General features: G+C 34.5%; 17 protein-coding genes. 8 read left to right on the top strand and 9 right to left on the bottom strand.

Annotated features, from left to right (window positions below):
- Positions 1–170: 170 nt before the first annotated feature.
- Positions 171–806 (top strand): DUF4230 domain-containing protein, encoded by a 636-nt coding sequence (locus BB050_RS03430; RefSeq protein WP_066032616.1) that lies wholly within the window; start codon positions 171–173, stop codon positions 804–806.
- Positions 807–1069: 263 nt separating this feature from the next.
- Here BB050_RS03430 and BB050_RS03425 read toward each other — a convergent pair whose 3' ends face one another.
- The 3 genes from BB050_RS03425 to BB050_RS03415 form a co-directional block, all read right to left on the bottom strand.
- Positions 1070–2833 carry an aromatic amino acid hydroxylase gene (locus BB050_RS03425; RefSeq protein WP_066032615.1) on the bottom strand — a complete coding sequence of 588 codons (1764 nt, stop codon included), beginning with the start codon at positions 2831–2833 and terminating at the stop codon, positions 1070–1072.
- A gap of 137 nt (positions 2834–2970) precedes the next feature.
- Positions 2971–3417, bottom strand: a complete 447-nt coding sequence (locus BB050_RS03420; protein ID WP_066032614.1) for a hypothetical protein — start codon at positions 3415–3417, stop codon at positions 2971–2973.
- A gap of 66 nt (positions 3418–3483) precedes the next feature.
- Positions 3484–3894 carry a group III truncated hemoglobin gene (locus BB050_RS03415; RefSeq protein WP_066032613.1) on the bottom strand — a complete coding sequence of 137 codons (411 nt, stop codon included), beginning with the start codon at positions 3892–3894 and terminating at the stop codon, positions 3484–3486.
- Between the two features lie 373 nt (positions 3895–4267).
- Here BB050_RS03415 and BB050_RS03410 point away from each other — a divergent pair, with 373 nt between their 5' ends.
- On the top strand, positions 4268–6433 hold the full coding sequence (locus BB050_RS03410) for an RICIN domain-containing protein (protein WP_066032612.1): 2166 nt from the start codon (positions 4268–4270) through the stop codon (positions 6431–6433).
- Between the two features lie 77 nt (positions 6434–6510).
- On the opposite strand, the gene ilvA is transcribed toward BB050_RS03410, so the two are convergent.
- The 4 genes from ilvA to BB050_RS03390 form a co-directional block, all read right to left on the bottom strand.
- On the bottom strand, positions 6511–7755 hold the full coding sequence (gene ilvA / locus BB050_RS03405) for a threonine ammonia-lyase IlvA (RefSeq protein ID WP_066032611.1): 1245 nt from the start codon (positions 7753–7755) through the stop codon (positions 6511–6513).
- Positions 7756–8012: 257 nt separating this feature from the next.
- On the bottom strand, positions 8013–8549 hold the full coding sequence (locus BB050_RS03400) for a DUF4136 domain-containing protein (protein ID WP_066032610.1): 537 nt from the start codon (positions 8547–8549) through the stop codon (positions 8013–8015).
- A 106-nt stretch (positions 8550–8655) separates the two neighbouring features.
- Positions 8656–10632, bottom strand: coding sequence for a urocanate hydratase (locus tag BB050_RS03395; protein WP_066032609.1), 1977 nt, complete (start codon positions 10630–10632; stop codon positions 8656–8658).
- Positions 10633–11103: 471 nt separating this feature from the next.
- Entirely contained in the window at positions 11104–11283 is a 180-nt protein-coding gene (locus tag BB050_RS03390; protein WP_066032608.1) for a DUF5522 domain-containing protein, read from the bottom strand.
- Between the two features lie 114 nt (positions 11284–11397).
- Here BB050_RS03390 and BB050_RS03385 point away from each other — a divergent pair, with 114 nt between their 5' ends.
- The 4 genes from BB050_RS03385 (at position 11398) to hemL (ending at position 14888) form a co-directional block, all read left to right on the top strand.
- A complete protein-coding gene (locus tag BB050_RS03385; protein ID WP_066032607.1) occupies positions 11398–11733 on the top strand; it encodes a hypothetical protein in 336 nt (111 codons plus the stop codon).
- A complete protein-coding gene (locus BB050_RS03380) occupies positions 11730–12638 on the top strand; it encodes a 1-aminocyclopropane-1-carboxylate deaminase/D-cysteine desulfhydrase (RefSeq protein ID WP_066032606.1) in 909 nt (302 codons plus the stop codon). Before BB050_RS03385 ends, BB050_RS03380 begins: the two co-directional genes overlap by 4 nt.
- Positions 12631–13530, top strand: coding sequence for a glucosaminidase domain-containing protein (locus BB050_RS03375; RefSeq protein ID WP_066032605.1), 900 nt, complete (start codon positions 12631–12633; stop codon positions 13528–13530). Before BB050_RS03380 ends, BB050_RS03375 begins: the two co-directional genes overlap by 8 nt.
- A 71-nt stretch (positions 13531–13601) precedes the next feature.
- A complete protein-coding gene (gene hemL, locus BB050_RS03370) occupies positions 13602–14888 on the top strand; it encodes a glutamate-1-semialdehyde 2,1-aminomutase (protein ID WP_066032604.1) in 1287 nt (428 codons plus the stop codon).
- 44 nt (positions 14889–14932) lie between these two features.
- Here hemL and BB050_RS03365 read toward each other — a convergent pair whose 3' ends face one another.
- The gene (locus BB050_RS03365) at positions 14933–15373 is read right to left on the bottom strand and encodes a hypothetical protein (RefSeq protein ID WP_066032603.1); all 441 of its coding nucleotides are present in this window, start codon (positions 15371–15373) and stop codon (positions 14933–14935) included.
- Positions 15374–15563: 190 nt separating this feature from the next.
- Between BB050_RS03365 and BB050_RS03360 the strand changes: the two genes are divergently transcribed.
- Both BB050_RS03360 and BB050_RS03355 read left to right on the top strand, forming a co-directional pair.
- Positions 15564–16565, top strand: coding sequence for a 2-hydroxyacid dehydrogenase (locus BB050_RS03360; protein WP_066032602.1), 1002 nt, complete (start codon positions 15564–15566; stop codon positions 16563–16565).
- A 26-nt stretch (positions 16566–16591) separates the two neighbouring features.
- Complete coding sequence (locus BB050_RS03355) at positions 16592–17185, top strand: hypothetical protein (protein WP_066032601.1); 594 nt, start codon at positions 16592–16594, stop codon at positions 17183–17185.
- A gap of 92 nt (positions 17186–17277) precedes the next feature.
- Here the strand turns inward: BB050_RS03355 and lysS are convergent, their stop codons facing one another.
- A complete protein-coding gene (lysS, locus tag BB050_RS03350; protein ID WP_066032600.1) occupies positions 17278–18981 on the bottom strand; it encodes a lysine--tRNA ligase in 1704 nt (567 codons plus the stop codon).
- Between the last annotated feature and the right edge of the window lie 225 nt (positions 18982–19206).

Genomic DNA, 19206 nt, shown 5'->3' with positions numbered 1-19206 from the left:
ACGAATTCACGAATTTTCGCTAATCCCTTTGTCTATTAATTTTCTTAATTTCACAAATTTTTAATTTGTAAAATTTCAATTATAAGTATTCGTATGGATTAGCGAAAATTCGTGAATTCGTGACTAAAAAAAGAAAAAATGAAGTAAATTCGTTTAAATAAATTATCGGAATGCAAAACTTGATTAAAAGAATTATAGGTATTGGGGTTATCGTTTTAGTAATTGTTCTGGGGTTTAAATATTGCCAGTTCAAAAAAGACGACGATTCAGATATTCAATACAATACCAATTTAATTCAACAGCAGATTCTTAATGTTGGAAAGCTGGTTGTTACTGAAGGACATTTTTCAGAAGTCATTACCTATAAAAATCAGCAGAAGTATTTGATGGATATGATTTCTTTTGAGAAAAAAGCACTCATTGTGGTCAATGCCAATGTGACGGTGGCTTACGATCTCCATCAAATGAAATATGACATTGATGAAAAAAATAAAACCATCACAATTTTAAATATTCCGAAAGAAGAAATTACCATAAATCCAGATATTCAGTTTTACGATGTTGAACAAAGCAAATTGAATCCATTTACGGGTGACGATTACAATAAAATCAATAAATCGGTAAAAGCGAATCTGGCTAAAAAAATCGAAAATTCTACTCTTAAAACCAATGCCCAAAATAGACTTATTAGCGAATTGTCTAAGATTTTAATCATGACCAATTCAATGGGCTGGAAACTGCAATACAACGGAAAAACTATTGAATCTGAAACTGAATTAAGTCAGGATTTGGGATCAAAGCTATAAAAGAATCTCGCAAAGACGCAGAGGCGCAAAGAATTTTTGCCACAGATTAAAGGATTAAAATGATTTAATACCAAATTCTTGGCTAGTTTTCATAAACAGATTTTCCACAATTTTGTCATTTCGACGAAGGAGAAATCTCCACGAGAAGCTCGACAAAGATTGGATTCTCGTTGCGGAGTTACTTGCGGAGATTTCTCCTTCGTCGAAATGACAAATATTATGTTATTTACTTAATAAAAAACTTCGCGTTTTAGTCCCGATAGCTATCGGGATTGTGGCAAATTATCAAAAATCAAATCCAAACCGCCAGAAATTAAATGTGCAATTTCAGGACGTTTTACTTTCAATTGATCTAAATGAACTAATACTTCCTGTAAAAGCTGTTTCTCTTCAGAATCTTTTAAAAGCTCAGCAATTTCAACAGACAGTAACCAATCGTTTTGATGATTATTTTTAAGCTTTTCAAAAACATTTTTCAGTTCCGCTTTAGCACCTTTATTCGTTCTAGTATCTCTAACGGTTGCGTATAAATGTTCTAATTCGTCACGCTCATCAGTATGTTTAGCTTTGATGGTTTTGGTTGACGGAACAATATTAATTAAGTCAAAACTGTTCACATCGGCTGGACCAGAGAATGCAGAAATTACTTTTTTGCCAATTGCCATATCATAATTGCCCCATTCAGGTTGGAATAAAACCGTCTCGCCATGAGTAACCGTGCAATTTTTAAAACTGATTAAAATAATTTCTCCGTGAAGATTTCTAGAACCTGTAATAATTTCTCCTTCAACAATAATATTGCCTTCGAATTCTAATTTTATTTTTTCGCCTTCAATGATATTATAAGCCTGTAAATCTTTCGGACTCATATCTTCAATCGCAAGATTAAAACCTTTCAATTTCCCAATCGGACTTCCAAATCCGTGTGGATGCGTTAAAGTTCCGTGGCCAACTAATTCTTTTTCACGATAAGCCAAAGCTGTTTTTCCTGTAGTTTGAATGTAAACAGGCTTTCCTTCTTCTTCAATGACATTGGTAAAAACTCCTGAGATTTGCAGGCCAGTGCTCAATTCAATAGTTCCCAAAGCATTTGATTGAATTAGTTTTTTAATTCCGGAAAGACCTCCAGTTCGCAGAGCCATTTTATTAGCAAATTCTTCTAAAATCAAACTCAAATGAGAAAAAGTTGGCGTTACATAAAGCTGTGGCTGTAATTGCGTGATATCAAAATTCTGATTGGCTGCCGAAATATCGTAAGGGATTTTCTTCACATTATCGGTCATGCAATGGGCACTTTCGCCAATTGAAGAAAGCAATCCCGCACCATATATTTTCGGATTTTCAACTGTTCCAATCAAGCCATATTCAACTGTCCACCAATGCAGATTTCTAATTTGAGCCATTTCAGACAATTCGCCCATATCATTTTGCAAATCGGCTACTGCTTTTTCGGCTTCATCAATTTTTTCTTGTGGAGTATCTTCAGCTTCTTTTAATATCGAAAGCAAACGAATCGCTTCATACATTTGATAATCTTTGTGAGAAGAAATCGCTTTACAGCCAATTTCGCCAAAACGTCTCAAATATTCAGCATATTCAGGATTGGCAATAATCGGAGCGTGGCCGGCACCTTCGTGAATAATATCTGGAGCAGGGGTATATTCAATATGTTCTAATTGTCTGATATCAGAAGCAATAACCAAAACATTGTACGCTTGGAATTCCATAAAGGCATTTGGAGGAATAAATCCGTCAACGGCAACCGCTGCCCAGCCAATTTCGCTAAGAATTCGGTTCATTCCGTACATGCTCGGAATAGAATCAATTTCGATACCAGTTTTACGCAAACCTTCCAGGTAAGAATCGTGCGCAACTTTAGAAAGATAATCTACATTTTTGCGCATCACATATCGCCAAACCGCCTGATTGATAGGAGTGTAATCGCTATAGTCTTGAGGTTTAATAAATTGCTGTAAATGTTTAGGCAATCGCTCTAATAACGGATTAGTTTCAATATTTGGATTCATTTCGAAAACGTTGTAGATTTAAAATGTAAAATTACGAATTTATGCCTCGATTTTTTACCATCCATCACAAAATTTTTATTCGAAAGTGAGTTTTATTGCATTTTTGTAGATTTTATAAAGATGGAAAGAAATGCATTTTAGCAGTCATTATTTTCATAATTCACCTTTTCCATAGTCTTTTCGAAATTTTCAATTTCTTTTTTAGTCATTGCAGCTTCTTTGAGATCAACTTTTAATTGTTTCTTAGTGTCTGGACTAATCCATAAACCGGTAAATGTATTTCCATTTTTCTGCAAAATTAAAACACCACTAAAGCCATGTTCTACCATGATAAATTCGTTTTCTTTCTTTTTGCCCTGAGTAATATTCAGCTGAATCCAATTGTTAGATTTATTATAGCGGTACATTGAAGTAAACATTAAATCTGCAGTACAGGGATTTTCTTCTGTTTTAATGTAAACTGTTATGGGAGTTTTTCCGTCAACAGTCCCTTTATATAAATTGGAAACTGAAGTTTGAGATTGTGCTGATAATTGATTTAAAAATGAGAAGCAGATTGCAATAAAGAAAATTACTTTTTTCATAAATAGATTTTGGGTTGATTCATTTAATCAAATATAAAATTCTGCTATGTATTTGAAAGAAATTCTTTAAGATTTTTTTACTGTATTTCTCATTTCATTTTCTGCATTTCTAAAATATTCAATTTTATGGCTGAACATAAAGGCCATATTCGTAGCACGCATTTTAGCTTCTTCAGTTATTGGTCCCGCAAATTGCGAATCAATTGTTGAATTAAAAATAGCAATCCATCGGTCAAAGTGCGTTTTGTCTACAGGTAATTGTTTATGCGGCGGAAAAGGTGTTCCAGAATAAGCGCGAACATCAAATAAAATGGTTTGCCAGAAATTGTACATTTTTTGCAGATGCGGCTCCCAGCGATCTTGTAATTTATCATTAAATATTGGCCCGATTATATCATCCTTTCTAACATTTGCATAAAAGCTATTAACCATTTGCTGGATGTCTTCTATTGTCGAAATATCTTTTAAAGCTGTCATTTTATTGTATTTTAAATAAACTGCAAAAATACATATCTTTCTTTTGCTTTCCTGATAATTGTCATATGGCCTTTATTTGCTAGGCAAAATCATGTTTTGTAAGGAATTGTATAGATTTTACATTTTATGATGAGTTATTTCGATTTTGACAAGTAAGTTTTTTATGATTTTTAATTTTCTAAAATATTGTTTTTCAATGTATTCAAAAACAATAAGATAAGTTTTTGTTATATCTGTTTTTTTAATTTGATGTGTATTTGTAAAGTTAAAAAAATGATAATTTTGTAAAAATACCCATAATATTGTGCTGTTTTAGTAAAATAAAACTGAATAAATAAGAAAAAACTAATTATCAAACCAAAACCTCAAAAGAATGCACAAAACTACTCAAACACCTACAATTCGGGTACGTAAAGCGTTAAAACTATTATGTTGCAGTACGCTTTTATTCATGAACAGCTTAAATGCTCAGACGGTAACTCCGTGGATGACTACAGGAGATCAAAGTAAATTATTACAGCAGCAGGGAACTGTAACCTTCGGAACCAATTCAGGAACAAATGCTTCAACCGTAACAGTAAATGCAGGAACGACCTATCAAACCATGGACGGATTCGGTTATACACTTACCGAGGGAAGCTGTGAAGTTATTTCTGGAATGGCAACGACTCAGCAAAACCAATTGTTGAATGATTTATACAATCCGACAACAGGATTAAATGCAAGCGTTGTTCGTATCAGTATTGGAGCTTCAGATTTAAGCAGTTATTCCTACAGTTATAACGAAACTTCGGGAGATACGAACATGAACAATTTCAGTTTGAATGGACCTGATTTAACCTATTTAGTTCCAATTCTTAAAAAAATCCTGCTAATTAACCCAAACATCAAAATCTTGGCAACGCCCTGGTCTGCACCGAGGTGGATGAAAACCAATGGTTCTTGGGTTGGAGGATCTCTACAAACGCAATATTATGCAGCGTATGCGAAATATTTCGTAAAATATTTTGATGCAATGAAAGCACAAGGTATTAATATTTGGGCAATCACACCGCAAAATGAACCAGAAAATCCGCATAATGAGCCAAGTATGCTGATGAATTCTACCGAACAAAAGAATTTCATCAACCAGCAGCTTGGTCCGCAAATGGCTGCCGCTGGTTACGGAAACATTAAAATCATTGCCTTTGACCACAATTGTGATAATACGGCATATCCTATTGATGTTTTAAACAATAGTTCTTATGTAGATGGAGCGGCATTTCACTTATATTTAGGGAATATCTCCGCAATGTCAACAGTAAAAAATGCTACTAATAAAAACGTTTATTTTACGGAACAATACACGGGTTCTGGCGGAAGTTTTAGCGGCGATTTTGGCTGGCATATGCAGAACGTTGTTATTGGAAGTACCAATAACTGGTCTAAAACAGTTTTAGAATGGAATGCTGCCAACAATTCAAGTTTAGGTCCACGCACTCCAGGAGGATGCAGCACTTGCTTAGGTGCTATTACAGTAAATAGCAGCACAAGTTATACTAAAAATGTAGCGTATTATATTATTGGTCAGATTTCAAAATTTGTGAAACCGGGTGCTGTGCGAATTGGGGCTTCAAGCACTAACAGCAGTATTCAGTCTGCTGCTTTCAAAAACCCTGACGGGTCAACTGCACTTGTAGTATACAATTCTGGCGGCTCATCAAATACAATAAAAGTGGTTTCAGGATCTTCGGCATTTAATTATGCTGTTCCAGCTTCATCAGCAGTTACTTTTACTTGGAGCTCTGGAGCGCCACCTACTACCGAATTTCCTGGATATTATAACATTATTTCAAGAAACAGTAACAAAGGTTTAGATGTGGCTGACAATGCCACTACGAGCGGAAGTAGAATTCAACAGTATGATGTAACGAATGGTGGAGGAAGTAATCAGCGTTGGAAATTTGTTTCTGACGGAAGCGGTAACTATTACATTATCGTAAAATCGACTGGAATGTATTTGGCTGTTGAAAATAACGGAACAGCTGATGGATTAAAAGTACAGCAGAAAACATTCTCGTCTTCAAATGAATTCAAATGGACAGTAACAAGTCTTGGCACAGGTTATTATAAAATTATAAACGTAAACAGTGGCAAATCGCTTGATGTTGAAAATGTTTCTACAGCAAATGGTGCTAATATTCAGGTTTGGTCTTATACAGGAGGGTTAAATCAGCAGTGGCAGTTGGTGCAGGTTGAATCTTCTACAGCAAAAAGTGCTTTAGCAGCACAAACGACTGTAGTTGAAAATACAAGCTCAAATGATATGACTATTTTTGTGAATGAAACAGATGATTCTCTAAAAATTGATACGAATCATGAAGGAGATGCTGAAGTGCAAGTTTTCAATATTACTGGACAGCCAGTTTTAAAGAAGAATGTAAAATTTGTAAAAGGAAATCAAGCAGAAGTAGAGATTTCTCGATTGCCAAAAGGCGTTTACATTGTGAAAGTTAACGATAGTAAAGGTTCGTATTCGAAAAAAATCTTGAAGCAATAATTACATCCACAATTCAATTAGTAATTTGTATTGAATTTGAAAAGGCTGTCATCCCATCTGACAGCCTGTTTTTTATTTTATCCAATTAATTGCGTAAACAAATCCTGATTGTCGTTCAGATATTGAAACTCAAAACCATTTTCGGTCATTTTCAATTTGATTGGCATAATGTCGTTTTTGTTTTTCAATTCTAAACCAACCACAACAGAACCTACTTCGCGACTATTTTTCTTAGCAAACTGGAAATACGTGATGTCGTCATCTGGACCTAAAATATTATTGACAAATTCTTTTAAAGCTCCTGGACGTTGTGGAAACTGAATCATAAAATAGTGCATCAAACCTTCGTAAAGTAAAGAGCGTTCTTTTATTTCTGCAGTTCTTTCAATATCATTATTGCTTCCACTTACGATGCAGACCACATTTTTGTCTTTAATTTTATCTTTATAAAAATCCAAGGCAGCAATTGTTAAAGCCCCAGCAGGTTCAACCACCATGGCTTCTTCATTATACAATCTTAAAATTGTGGTGCAGACTTTCCCTTCTGGAACCAGAATAATATCTTCTAAGTTGTATCGGCAGATTTCAAAAGTCTTGTCTCCAACTTGTTTAACTGCTGCACCATCAACAAATTTATCAATTGTTTTTAATGGCGTATTTTTGTTTTCTTCGATTGAAGTTTTCATCGAAGGGGCGCCTTTGGGTTCAACACCGATTATTTTGGTATGGGGACTCAAATGTTTAAAAACCTCTGATAAACCAGATGCTAGTCCGCCGCCGCCAATTGGTACAAAAACATAATCAATAGGATCTTTGAAACTTTCTAAGATTTCTAATCCAACAGTTCCTTGTCCAGCGATTACCTTTTCATCGTCGAAAGGATGAATAAATGTTTTATGATTTTTGATGGCATCGGCAGTTGCAGAAGCGTAAGCATCATCAAAAGTATCTCCAGTTAAAACAATTTCAACAAACGATTTTCCGAATAGTTGAACTTGTTTTACTTTTTGTTTTGGAGTGGTTTTTGGCATGTATATTTTACCATGAATCTTTAAAAGATTGCAAGAATAGGCCACGCCTTGAGCATGATTTCCTGCGCTGGCGCATACAATTCCGTTTGCTTTTTCTTTTTCGTTTAACGAAGAAATCTTATTATAAGCGCCTCTAATTTTATAGGAACGAACAATTTGTAAATCTTCTCTTTTTAGTAAAATAGTCGATTCAAATTCGTCTGAAAGATTCAAATTTTGCGTTAAAGGCGTTGCGGCAACTACATTTTCAAGATGCTTTTGGGCATTAAGTACTTCTTCAAATAAACTCATGATGTTTTGTTTTTTTGCCACGAATTCCCGAATTATTTTTTATATTCTTCGAACAGATAAATTTTCGAATTCGTAGCGACTTTTTAATTATCCTTAAAATAAAAAACCTCCCAATTGGGAGGTTTCTAATAAATTATATTTTACAAACTTATATAGCACCTCGCCATTATTGCTGAATTGCAATAATGCTAATAATAGCGATAATAATGTTGTTAAAGTTTGTCATTTTTTTACTGATTGAATGGCAAATGTAAAAATTATTTTTTTACTGGTGGATATTGAGCTAAAATTTTGCCTACAAACTCAGCAATTTTTTCATCTTTTTTGTCGATGTTTCTTGTCAAAGTTCCAATTCCTTCACCTTGCCAAATCATTTCTTTCTTTTTAGCATCGATTAAATCAATGTATAAAGTTCCTTCAGTAGAAGTAGAAACTGTAGTTTGTCCTCCGTACATCATGTAAGGATTCCAACCCCAACCCCAGCCATAACCCCAGCCAGCGGTAAATTGGTTTACATCTACTTGCTCTCTTGACTTAGTAAAGATGTTTACTAACAAATCTGGATTATCGCTTTTTGTAAACCCTTTAGCTTGCATTTGATCATCAATTGCACGTAGAATTCTTCTTTTGTCTAAATCTGATATTTCGACCTTGTCAATTCCGGGCTTAAAATAGGCGTACGTTTTATAAGGCGTAAAATCGACAGTTTTGTCATAATCAGAATAAACAGTCACGGTACTGCAAGAAGTAAGTATCAGCAGTAGCAAAAACGGAATTAACTTAAGTGTTTTCATATTTCTAAGAATTAATGTTCTTTTTTAAGTCTGTCAGGCTGAGTAGAGTCGAAGCTCTTTCATTTCTATAAACCTTCGACTTCGCTCAGGATGATATTATGTTATTTTAAAGCAAACTTTCATCAACTAAATTAGGCAAAGTTACTTTCAATAATGGCTCAACTTCCATTGCTCTTTTTATGGCAAAAACAGCACCTTCATTTCTTGCCCAGCTTCGTCTTGAAATTCCGTTGTTAACATCCCAGAAAAGCATTGAAGCTAAACGCTTTGAAGCCTCTGTAGAACCATCAAGAACCATACCAAATCCGCCATTTATAACCTCTCCCCAGCCAACTCCGCCGCCATTATGTATTGATACCCAAGTTGCTCCTCTAAAGCTGTCTCCAATCACGTTATGAATTGCCATATCGGCTGTAAAACGAGAACCGTCATATATGTTTGAAGTTTCTCGATAAGGAGAATCTGTTCCAGAAACGTCGTGGTGATCGCGTCCTAAAACCACAGCGCCAATTTCTCCTTTTGCAATGGCTTGATTAAAGGCTTCTGCAATTTTGATTCTTCCTTCGGCATCGGCATATAGAATTCGAGCTTGTGAACCAACAACCAATTTATTTTCTTGTGCACCTTTAATCCATTTAATGTTATCCTGCATTTGTTGCTGAATTTCATTTGGAGCAGTTTCTGCCATTTTTTCTAAAACTTGACAAGCAATAGCATCTGTTTTTAATAAATCTTCAGGCTTTCCAGAAGTACAAACCCAGCGGAAAGGTCCAAATCCGTAATCGAAACACATTGGCCCCATGATATCCTGAACATAACTTGGATATTTAAAATCAATATTATTTTCGGCCATTACATCAGCTCCCGCACGTGAAGCTTCCAATAAAAAGGCATTTCCGTAGTCAAAAAAGTAAGTTCCTTTTGCAGTGTGTTTGTTAATGGCATCTGCATGACGACGTAAGCTTTCTTGAACTTTTTCTTTGAATAAATCTGGATTTTCTGCCATCATTTTGTTAGCATCTTCAAAAGAAATACCAACCGGATAATAACCTCCAGCCCAAGGATTATGAAGTGAAGTCTGATCTGAACCTAAATCAATTTTAATGTTTTCTTGATCAAAACGTTCCCAAACATCAACCACATTTCCTAAATAAGCGATTGAAACCGTTTCTTTGTTGGCTTTCGCCAAAGCAACTCTGGCAACCAATTCGTCAGTAGAAGTTACGACTTCGTTAATCCATCCCTGATCGTGACGGATTTTTGTGATTTTCGGATTCACTTCGGCACAAACCGTAATACAACCTGCAATATTTCCAGCTTTTGGCTGTGCGCCCGACATTCCGCCAAGACCAGAAGTTACAAATAAACTTCCTTCTGGATTTTGTTTTATTTTTCTGAAACCATTTAAAACCGTAATGGTTGTTCCGTGTACAATGCCTTGAGGACCAATGTACATGTAACTGCCCGCAGTCATTTGTCCGTATTGCGAAACTCCCAAAGCATTCATTTTTTCCCAATCATCAGGTTTTGAATAATTTGGGATTACCATTCCATTTGTCACCACAACTCTCGGCGCTTCTTTATGCGAAGGAAATAATCCCATTGGGTGGCCAGAATACATCGTTAAAGTTTGTTCATCTGTCATTTCAGACAGATATTGCATTGTCAATAAATATTGCGCCCAGTTTTGGAAAACAGCACCGTTTCCTCCATACGTGATTAATTCATGCGGATGTTGCGCCACAGCATAATCCAGATTGTTCTGAATCATGTGCATAATGGCTTTTGCCTGCAACGATTTCCCTGGATATTCATCAATTGGTCTTGCGTACATTCTATAATCTGGACGAAGACGATACATATAAATACGTCCGTATGTTTCTAATTCTTCTGAAAATTCAGGAATTAATTCAGCGTGATGTTTTGGATCGAAATAGCGTAAAGCATTTTTAAGAGCCAATTTTTTTTCTTCTGCCGAAAGAATTTCTTTTCTTTTTGGAGCGTGATTAATAGCTGGATCGTATTCCTTTTTTGGTGGTAATATAGATGGTATTCCTTGTTGTATTTGTTCTTTGAAAGTCATTTTCTTTTGGAGATGCTAAGTTGCTAAGGTTCTAAGATGCTAAGATATTTTAGCTAGATTAACAACAGATTAATTTTTTGTTTTTTTATAAAATATGTCGCTCCTCTCGGAGCTGATAAAATAAAGCCTTGGAAAGGCGTAATATTTATAGAAAATAATAATCATCCAATATAGAAGCTCCAGCGGAGCGAAATATTAGCCAACGTAATTGGGCCAGAGCGTTAGCGAACAGGCGTAGCAATTTGGAATTTATTTTAATTGTCTCATTTTCAAATTGATTCATTGGCAAACTGACACATTTTCTAATTAAAAAAACTAAGGATAACGGATATCCGACCTATGATAGGACTTGTGGATTTTAATCCTGAATTTTCGTGAATGGATATCCATATTAATATTTTAGATTGTTGATTTTAGATTTTAGATTAGAATTTGGAATTTAAAAATTGGAATTTATTTAAACTATCTAATTCATTTCTTTCTTATTTCTCCTGTCCTTTTATCGAATCCGTACGGGCAATGACGACAGCCGCTTTTACAGCAATAACCACGTTTTAAATGATGTTTTTCGGTAAAGCATTTATAACCTTCGGGTGTATAGTAAAAATCTTCTCCTTCGATTAATTTATTTTCATTACTTTGCTCTTTCATAAATCTGCTTCGCGTTCTTTTTCGAATAATTAAAATCAAAAATAAAAATATTTGATTATGATTTTATTGAAATCGAACAATTTTATAGCTACAAATTTATAAATTTTACAGCCAATGTTTCTGATTGTTGCCAAATATTTAATTCCGAAAGGGTATCGAGGAATGGCTGTATTTCCGTTTGTTTTGGTAAAATATGATTTTGATAAAGCAAATGGAGTTTTTGTTAATCATGAAAAAATACATTTACGTCAGCAATTAGAAATGTTAATTCTTCCATTCTTTATTTGGTATATTTTTGAGTTTTTAATTCGGTTAATTCAATACAAAAACAAAGATTTAGCGTACCGAAACATTAGCTTTGAAAGAGAAGCGTATACAAACGAAACTAATTTGAACTATCTCAAAAAGCGATCATTTTTTCAGTTTCTGAATTATATTAAATTAAAATGAATCCAGTTTTTAACCAGTCTATAAATATTCAATTTCCGAATAATATTTCGCTGATAATAAAGCGCGAAGATTTAATTCATCCGTTTGTTTCGGGAAATAAATTCAGAAAGCTGAAATACAATTTGCTTCAGGCGAAAGCCAATAATAGAGACACTTTATTGACTTTTGGAGGAGCATTTTCCAACCATATTGCTGCTGTCGCTTATGCGGGAAAAGAGCAAGGTTTTAAAACTATCGGAATCATTCGCGGAGACGAACTTTTCGATAAAATAGAAGAAAATCCAACGCTTAAATTTGCTCAAGAAAACGGAATGGAGTTTGAGTTTGTTTCCAGAGAAGAGTATCGTTTAAAAAGCGAAGCATCTTTTATTGAGAAAATGAAAGACAAGTTTGGTGATTTTTATTTAGTTCCAGAAGGCGGCACAAATGAACTCGCGGTGAAAGGCTGTGAAGAGATTTTGACAGAAGAAGATTCGGTTTTCAATTACGTTTGCTGTGCGGTTGGAACTGGAGGTACGATTTCGGGATTAATTAATAGTGCGTTGCCAAATCAGAAAATTTTGGGGTTTCCAGCGTTAAAAGGTGACTTTTTAAACGATGAAATTCGTATTTTTGCAAAAAAAGATAACTGGAATTTAATTTCTGACTATCATTTTGGAGGTTATGGCAAGATAAATTTAGAATTAATTGAATTTATTAATGCTTTTTTTGAGAAAACAAAAGTGCCCTTAGATCCAATTTATACAGGAAAGATGGTTTTTGGCGTTATAGATTTAATCAGCAAAAATTATTTTCCTGCCCATTCAAAAATTTTACTCATTCACACAGGCGGATTGCAGGGAATTGACGGAATGAATATAAAGTTGAAGCAGAAGAAATTACCAATACTCAAAACCAATGATTAAAAAAATTGTATTACTTCTCGTAATATTAGCTTTAGCAAGCTGCTCTTCTAGTAAGCCTGCCATCGCGACGACTAAAAAAGCGGCAGCTGTTCAAACCCGAACGGCTTCAACAAAAAGAAGCACTCCTGCTAAACCCATCGGTAAAAATTACCCTTCTACAAATAATACAACTGAGGTTATTCAATCTACATCCAAAACAGTTGTTACCAGCGATTTGATTAATAATTATGTGTTGCAGTATAAAGAAATTGCAATGGGTAATATGAAAACGTACGGAATTCCAGCGAGTATTATTTTGGCGCAGGGAATTTTAGAATCTGGTGCAGGACGAGGAGATTTAGCTGTAGATGCAAATAATCATTTTGGAATAAAATGTCATAATGATTGGTTGGGAGAAAGTGTTCGCCACGACGATGACTCAGCTCAGGAATGTTTTAGAAAATATCCTCAGGCATCAGAATCGTATAGAGATCACGCTTTATTTTTGGTTGGAAAAAAACGATACGCTTCCTTATTCACTTACGAAAAAGACGATTATAAAGCTTGGGCAAAAGGGCTTAGAGCTTGCGGATACGCAACAGATCCAAAATATCCTGATAAATTAATCAGTTATATCGAGAGGTACAATCTCCATCAATACGATTGTCAGGTTACAGGAAGAAATTATGTGCCAATAAACACTTCGGCTCAACCAAAGAAATCATCTTATGATGTTGCTTCTGATCCAAAGATCAATATGGATCAATACGATCCGAATATGTATGAGGTTCAAAAAGGTGATACGCTATACTCCATTTCAAAGAAATTCAATCTATTGGTTGAAGATTTAAAAAGGAAAAATAATCTGACTGATAATGCAATTTCGATCGGACAGAGGTTGAAAGTGAAATAAGTTTTCAGTTTTAGTGTTCAGTTGCAGTTTTCAAACAATCTAAAATCTAATATCAGAAATCTAATATTATAATGTTATATAAAAGAAGTAGTCAGCTTTTTGCTGAAGCAGAAAAAGTAATTCCGGGAGGAGTAAATTCACCAGTAAGAGCCTTTAAAGCGGTTGGCGGAACTCCGATTTTTGTAAAAAGTGCTAAAGGCGCTTATTTATATGATGAAGACGGAAACAAATTAATCGATTACATCAACTCTTGGGGACCAATGGTTTTAGGTCATGCGTATCAGCCAGTTGTTGATGCTGTTATTGAAAAAGCTAAACTAGGAACTTCATTTGGAATGCCAACAGAATTGGAAACTGAAATTGCAGCTTTGGCTGTTTCTATGGTTCCGAATATTGATAAAATTCGCTTTGTAAATTCTGGAACAGAAGCTTGCATGAGTGCGATTCGTTTGGCTCGCGGATTTACAAAAAGAGATAAAATCATCAAATTTGCAGGCTGTTACCACGGACATTCAGATTCATTTTTGATTCAGGCGGGAAGTGGAGCTGTAACTTTTGGTTCGCCAAATAGTCCAGGAGTTACACAAGGAACAGCAAAAGATACTTTGTTGGCAAAATATAATGATTTAGAGAATGTAAAAACTCTAATTGAAGCTAATAAAGGAGAAATTGCAGCCATTATTATCGAAGCAGTTGCAGGAAATATGGGTTGTATTCCGCCTGCAAAAGGTTTCCTAGAAGGTTTAAGAGAATTATGTACAGCAAACGGAATCTTATTGATTTTTGATGAGGTAATGACAGGTTTCCGTTTAGCGCGTGGTGGAGTCCAGGAATTATACGGAATTGATGCAGATATCGTGACCTTCGGAAAAGTTATAGGTGGCGGACTTCCAGTTGGAGCTTTCGCAGCTCGTGAAGAAATAATGAATTATTTAGCGCCTCTTGGGCCAGTTTATCAAGCAGGAACATTGTCTGGAAATCCGTTGGCAATGGCTGCTGGATTAGCAATGTTAAAAGCACTTGATTCTGATAGAGAAATTTTTACACGTTTAGAAGAAAAAACGGCTTATTTGGAAGCAGGAATCGATAGAGTGTTAAAAGCCAATAATGTTGTGTTTACAATCAATAGAGTAGGTTCTATGATTTCTGTTCACTTTGACGCAGATCCTGTTACCGATTTCCAAACGGCTGCAAAAGGAGATAACGAAACGTTTAAGAAATTCTTCCATGGATTATTGCAAGAAGGCGTTTATATCGCGCCATCTGCATACGAAACGTGGTTTATTACAGATGCATTGACTTACGAAGATTTAGACTTTACCATCAATGCGATAGATAAAGTATCAAAAACATTTTAAATAAAAAAAGAGGCTTTTAAAAGCCTCTTTTTTTATGCGCCAAATTATATTTTATCTTGTTTGCGCTCTTTCATTTTTTCCCTCATTTTGTCTTTCTTCTCCTCTTGAAGAGCTTTCCATTTTGTGTATTGGTCAGCTTTTAAGATTGATTTCATTTTAGCATCATTTGCTGCGACTTCGTCTTCCATTTGTTTTTTGAAAGCTGCCTTTTCTTCAGCAGTTGGTTTTGTGTTGCTGTCTTTTTTTTCTTGTCTAGCTTCTCTAAATTTTTCGGCTTTTGCGCTTCTATCTGCTAAAAGCTGTTTTACCTGCGCTTGCTGGCTAGCATCTAAATTTAATTCTGTAGTCAGTTTTTGAAGCTGTTTCTCATTACGCTGTTCTGGGGTCATTCTTTCTCTTTGCTCACGCGCTGGTTTTTGATCCATGTCTTGTGCAAAACTTGCTATACCAACAAATAACATAGCCGCAATTAATAATTTTTTCATGTGTTAAGTTTTTTATTTGTTTATACAGAGTTAGACTTTTTTAAATAAAACAGGTTTAATGAACTTTGAAAAATTATATTTTTTTTAACAAATTGAAAAGTAGTTGATTAGCAATTTAGTTAAGTGTGAATTGAAAATATTTTCTTATTTTTAAGGAATAAAGAATTTGAAATGAATTAATTCAAAAACCATGAATGAAATTGCCTTTTTCTCTACTCAACCCTACGATAAAACTTTTTTTAACAAATACAATGAAGATTTTGGTTTTCAGCTGAACTTTTTTGAAACACAATTGAATCCGCAAACTGTAGCTTTAATTGAAGAGTGTGAGATTGTTTGTGTTTTTGTAAATGACATCGTAAACGAAACGGTTATCAATCAATTAGCAGAAAAAAAGGTAAAAATAATTGCTTTACGCTGTGCTGGATTTAATAATGTTGATTTGGAAGCGGCTAAAAGACATGGAATAAAAGTTTGTCGAGTTCCGGCTTATTCTCCGCAAGCAGTTGCAGAGCATGCTATGGCAATGATTTTGACTTTAAACAGAAAAACGCATAAAGCTTACAACAGAGTGCGCGAGCAGAACTTTTCTTTAAACGGATTATTAGGTTTTGATTTATTCGGAAAAACAATTGGAATTATTGGAACTGGAAATATAGGAAAGGCATTTTCTAAAATTGCATTAGGTTTTGGCTGTAATGTTTTGGCTTATGATATTGTTGAAAACGAAGAAATGAAAAAAAACGGCGTTTCTTTTGTTGGGTTAGAAGAAATCTTTAAAGCGAGTGATATTATTTCGCTTCATTGTCCACTAAATGAGCAGACTAAACATGTTATCAATACCACTTCTATTTCTTTTATGAAAGATAATGTTATGATTATCAATACAAGTCGTGGTGGCTTGATAGAAACGTCTTCAGTAATTGAAGGTTTAAAAGAAGGAAAAATTGGTTATTTAGGAATTGATGTTTATGAACAGGAGGAAAAATTGTTTTTTAGAGATCTTTCTGCAGACATTATTCAAGATGATGCGATTCAGCGTTTGATGAGTTTTCCGAATGTTTTGGTAACCGCACATCAGGCGTTTTTTACCAATGAAGCTTTGACGCAGATTGCTTTGGTGACTTTCAATAATATAAAATCGTTGCTGTCGCAAAATGATATTGAAAATAAAGCAGCATTGCTGGTGTAAATTATGACGAATTTAAAATTTCAATAATGAAAAATAAGATTTTAATTCTAATCGCAATTTTGGCACTGAGTTCTTGCCAGAATAAAGAAAATTCGAAAAATATTGTAAAAACAGTTGTTCAAGACACATTGTCTAAAACACTTGGTGGAACGGCAAATTTGAGTGAAGCTACTCCAAAAGAAGATAAAGCAGTAGACTTAATTCGCAAGCAATTGCTCGTTTTATTAAAGAAAGATATTCCTGCCATTACAAAAGACGACCGTTATTTTTATTATGATGCTTTCGACTTAAATAATGATAAGAAAAACGAATATTTGGTTGGTTTTTCAAATTCTTATTTCTGCGGAAGCGGAGGCTGTTCGGGTTATATTTTAAATAATAACGGTACTGTAATAAATCGCTTCACGGTAACCGATTTCCCAATTTATGTAACCACTTCATCAACAGAAAAATTTTATGATCTTATATTTGAAAGCGGAGGAAAATTTCATCTTCTAAAAATGAAAAACGGAAAATATCCTTCCAATCCATCAGTTCAAGAAATCATAAGTGATATTCCAAAAGAGAGTACAAAAGTTTTGGATATTCAAGGAGAGAAATTGGAGAAGTATTCTTTTTAAAATTAAAAAATAAACCCGACAGGTTTTTAAAACCTGTCGGGTTTGAAATATTATAAAATCCAACTTGGAATTTGGAATTTCAATTTTGGAATTTAACCAACTAGTTCTACAAACTTAAACTCACCATCCACAACAACTTTAGTTAAACCGTGTTTAGATAAGTTTTTCATAGAAGCATCCCATTTTTTACCGCTAAGATTAGCTGAAACTTTTAGCTGAGATAAATCCATTTTATTCTCGTTTGCTTTTAATAAAGTCACGATTACTTTTTCTTCTTCTGTCAATTCGATCTGAGCTTGTTTTTTCTCAGGACGCATTTGAGGGAATAATAAAACTTCCTGAATAGAAGCGTTATTCGTCAAATACATAATCAAACGATCCATTCCAATTCCCATTCCAGAAGTTGGAGGCATACCGTACTCAAGAGCTCTTAAGAAATCTTCGTCGATAATTCCATTTGCTTCATCATCACCTTTTTCAGAAAGACGCATTTGATCTTCAAAACGCTCTCTTTGGTCAATTGGGTCATTTAATTCAGAATACGCATTTGCAATTTCTTTTCCGCAAACCATTAATTCAAAACGCTCAGTCAAATCTGGATTATCGCGGTGCTCTTTACAAAGCGGAGACATTTCTTTTGGATAATCTGTAATGAAAGTTGGCTGAATATAATTTCCTTCACATTTTGCTCCGAAAATCTCATCGATTAATTTTCCTTTACCCATTGTTTCGTCAACCTCGATTCCCATTCCGCGTGCTGCTTCAAACAATTCCTGCTCTGTTTTTCCAGAAATATCAAAACCTGTAAAATGTTTGATAGAATCTGTCATGGTAACACGTGCATAAGGTGCTTTGAAGTTGATTTTGTGCTCGCCAAAAGTTACTTCGCTCGTACCATTTACAGCAATTGCACAGTGCTCCAATAAACCTTCGGCAAAGTCCATCATCCAATTGTAGTCTTTGTAGGCTACATATATTTCCATTGCAGTAAATTCAGGATTATGCGTTCTGTCCATTCCTTCGTTACGGAAGTTTCTAGAGAACTCATAAACACCTTCAAATCCACCAACAATTAATCTTTTTAAGTATAACTCATTCGCAATACGCATGTAAAGCGGAATATCAAGCGAGTTATGGTGCGTAATAAACGGTCTTGCAGAAGCTCCACCAGGAATTGACTGTAAAACAGGAGTATCAACTTCCAAATATCCTGCATTGTTAAAATACTCTCTCATAGCAGTGAACAATTTAGTTCTCTTAAGGAAAGTTTCTTTTACTTGCGGATTTACAGTTAAATCTACATAACGCATTCTATAACGTAATTCAGCGTCATTGAAAGCATCGTGCACTTTTCCGTCTTCATCAACTTTTGGTAATGGTAACGGACGTAATGTTTTACTCAAAAAAGTAAATCCAGTTACACGAATACATTTTGCACCCACTTGTGTAGTAAACAATTCACCTTCAATACCAATAAAATCTCCTAAATCGGTTAATTTTTTGAATACTTGGTTGTATAAAGTTTTATCGTCACCTTCGCACAAAACATCACGATTCACGTACAATTGAATACGTCCTTCGCTGTCTTGCAATTCAGCAAAACAAGCTTTACCTTGATCACGAACACTCATCAAACGTCCTGCAACGATAACCTTCTTACCTTCCTCAAAAGTTTCCTTTATCTGCTTTGATGTATGATCTACAGGAAAAAGATTAGCTGGATAAGGATTGATTCCCAGATTGCGTAAGTTTTGAAGTTTTTCTCTTCTGATGATTTCTTGTTCTGATAATGCCATTTTTTGTGCTATTTTTTTAAGTGTGCAAAGATAAAGAAAAGAATGCAGATTTTAGAATGGACTTTTTAGATTTTTTGTGACATCAATTTATTGGCTTTCAACCATCTTTAGCAAACATTGATCGCTATAAGAATAAATTCGTTTTTAACAAATATAAAACATGGCTTAGTGTTAATTATTTGATTTATAGCTATTTGTATGTAGTCATAAATAGCGAATTTGAAG

The organism is Flavobacterium anhuiense, assembly GCF_001705175.1.
In the GTDB taxonomy this organism is placed as follows: domain Bacteria; phylum Bacteroidota; class Bacteroidia; order Flavobacteriales; family Flavobacteriaceae; genus Flavobacterium; species Flavobacterium anhuiense.
The sequence above is the reverse complement of the archived record's forward strand: the minus strand, read 5'-3'. Positions and strand labels throughout refer to the sequence as shown.

Excerpts from the sequence above, each read along its gene's own strand:
- BB050_RS03430 (WP_066032616.1), top strand. The coding sequence starts at position 171 with ATGCAAAACTTGATTAAAAGAATTATAGGTATTGGGGTTATCGTTTTA.
- BB050_RS03425 (WP_066032615.1), bottom strand. The coding sequence starts at position 2,833 with ATGAATCCAAATATTGAAACTAATCCGTTATTAGAGCGATTGCCTAAA.
- BB050_RS03420 (WP_066032614.1), bottom strand. The coding sequence starts at position 3,417 with ATGAAAAAAGTAATTTTCTTTATTGCAATCTGCTTCTCATTTTTAAAT.
- BB050_RS03415 (WP_066032613.1), bottom strand. The coding sequence starts at position 3,894 with ATGACAGCTTTAAAAGATATTTCGACAATAGAAGACATCCAGCAAATG.
- BB050_RS03410 (WP_066032612.1), top strand. The coding sequence starts at position 4,268 with ATGCACAAAACTACTCAAACACCTACAATTCGGGTACGTAAAGCGTTA.
- ilvA (WP_066032611.1), bottom strand. The coding sequence starts at position 7,755 with ATGAGTTTATTTGAAGAAGTACTTAATGCCCAAAAGCATCTTGAAAAT.
- BB050_RS03400 (WP_066032610.1), bottom strand. The coding sequence starts at position 8,549 with ATGAAAACACTTAAGTTAATTCCGTTTTTGCTACTGCTGATACTTACT.
- BB050_RS03395 (WP_066032609.1), bottom strand. The coding sequence starts at position 10,632 with ATGACTTTCAAAGAACAAATACAACAAGGAATACCATCTATATTACCA.
- BB050_RS03390 (WP_066032608.1), bottom strand. The coding sequence starts at position 11,283 with ATGAAAGAGCAAAGTAATGAAAATAAATTAATCGAAGGAGAAGATTTT.
- BB050_RS03385 (WP_066032607.1), top strand. The coding sequence starts at position 11,398 with ATGTTTCTGATTGTTGCCAAATATTTAATTCCGAAAGGGTATCGAGGA.
- BB050_RS03380 (WP_066032606.1), top strand. The coding sequence starts at position 11,730 with ATGAATCCAGTTTTTAACCAGTCTATAAATATTCAATTTCCGAATAAT.
- BB050_RS03375 (WP_066032605.1), top strand. The coding sequence starts at position 12,631 with ATGATTAAAAAAATTGTATTACTTCTCGTAATATTAGCTTTAGCAAGC.
- hemL (WP_066032604.1), top strand. The coding sequence starts at position 13,602 with ATGTTATATAAAAGAAGTAGTCAGCTTTTTGCTGAAGCAGAAAAAGTA.
- BB050_RS03365 (WP_066032603.1), bottom strand. The coding sequence starts at position 15,373 with ATGAAAAAATTATTAATTGCGGCTATGTTATTTGTTGGTATAGCAAGT.
- BB050_RS03360 (WP_066032602.1), top strand. The coding sequence starts at position 15,564 with ATGAATGAAATTGCCTTTTTCTCTACTCAACCCTACGATAAAACTTTT.
- BB050_RS03355 (WP_066032601.1), top strand. The coding sequence starts at position 16,592 with ATGAAAAATAAGATTTTAATTCTAATCGCAATTTTGGCACTGAGTTCT.
- lysS (WP_066032600.1), bottom strand. The coding sequence starts at position 18,981 with ATGGCATTATCAGAACAAGAAATCATCAGAAGAGAAAAACTTCAAAAC.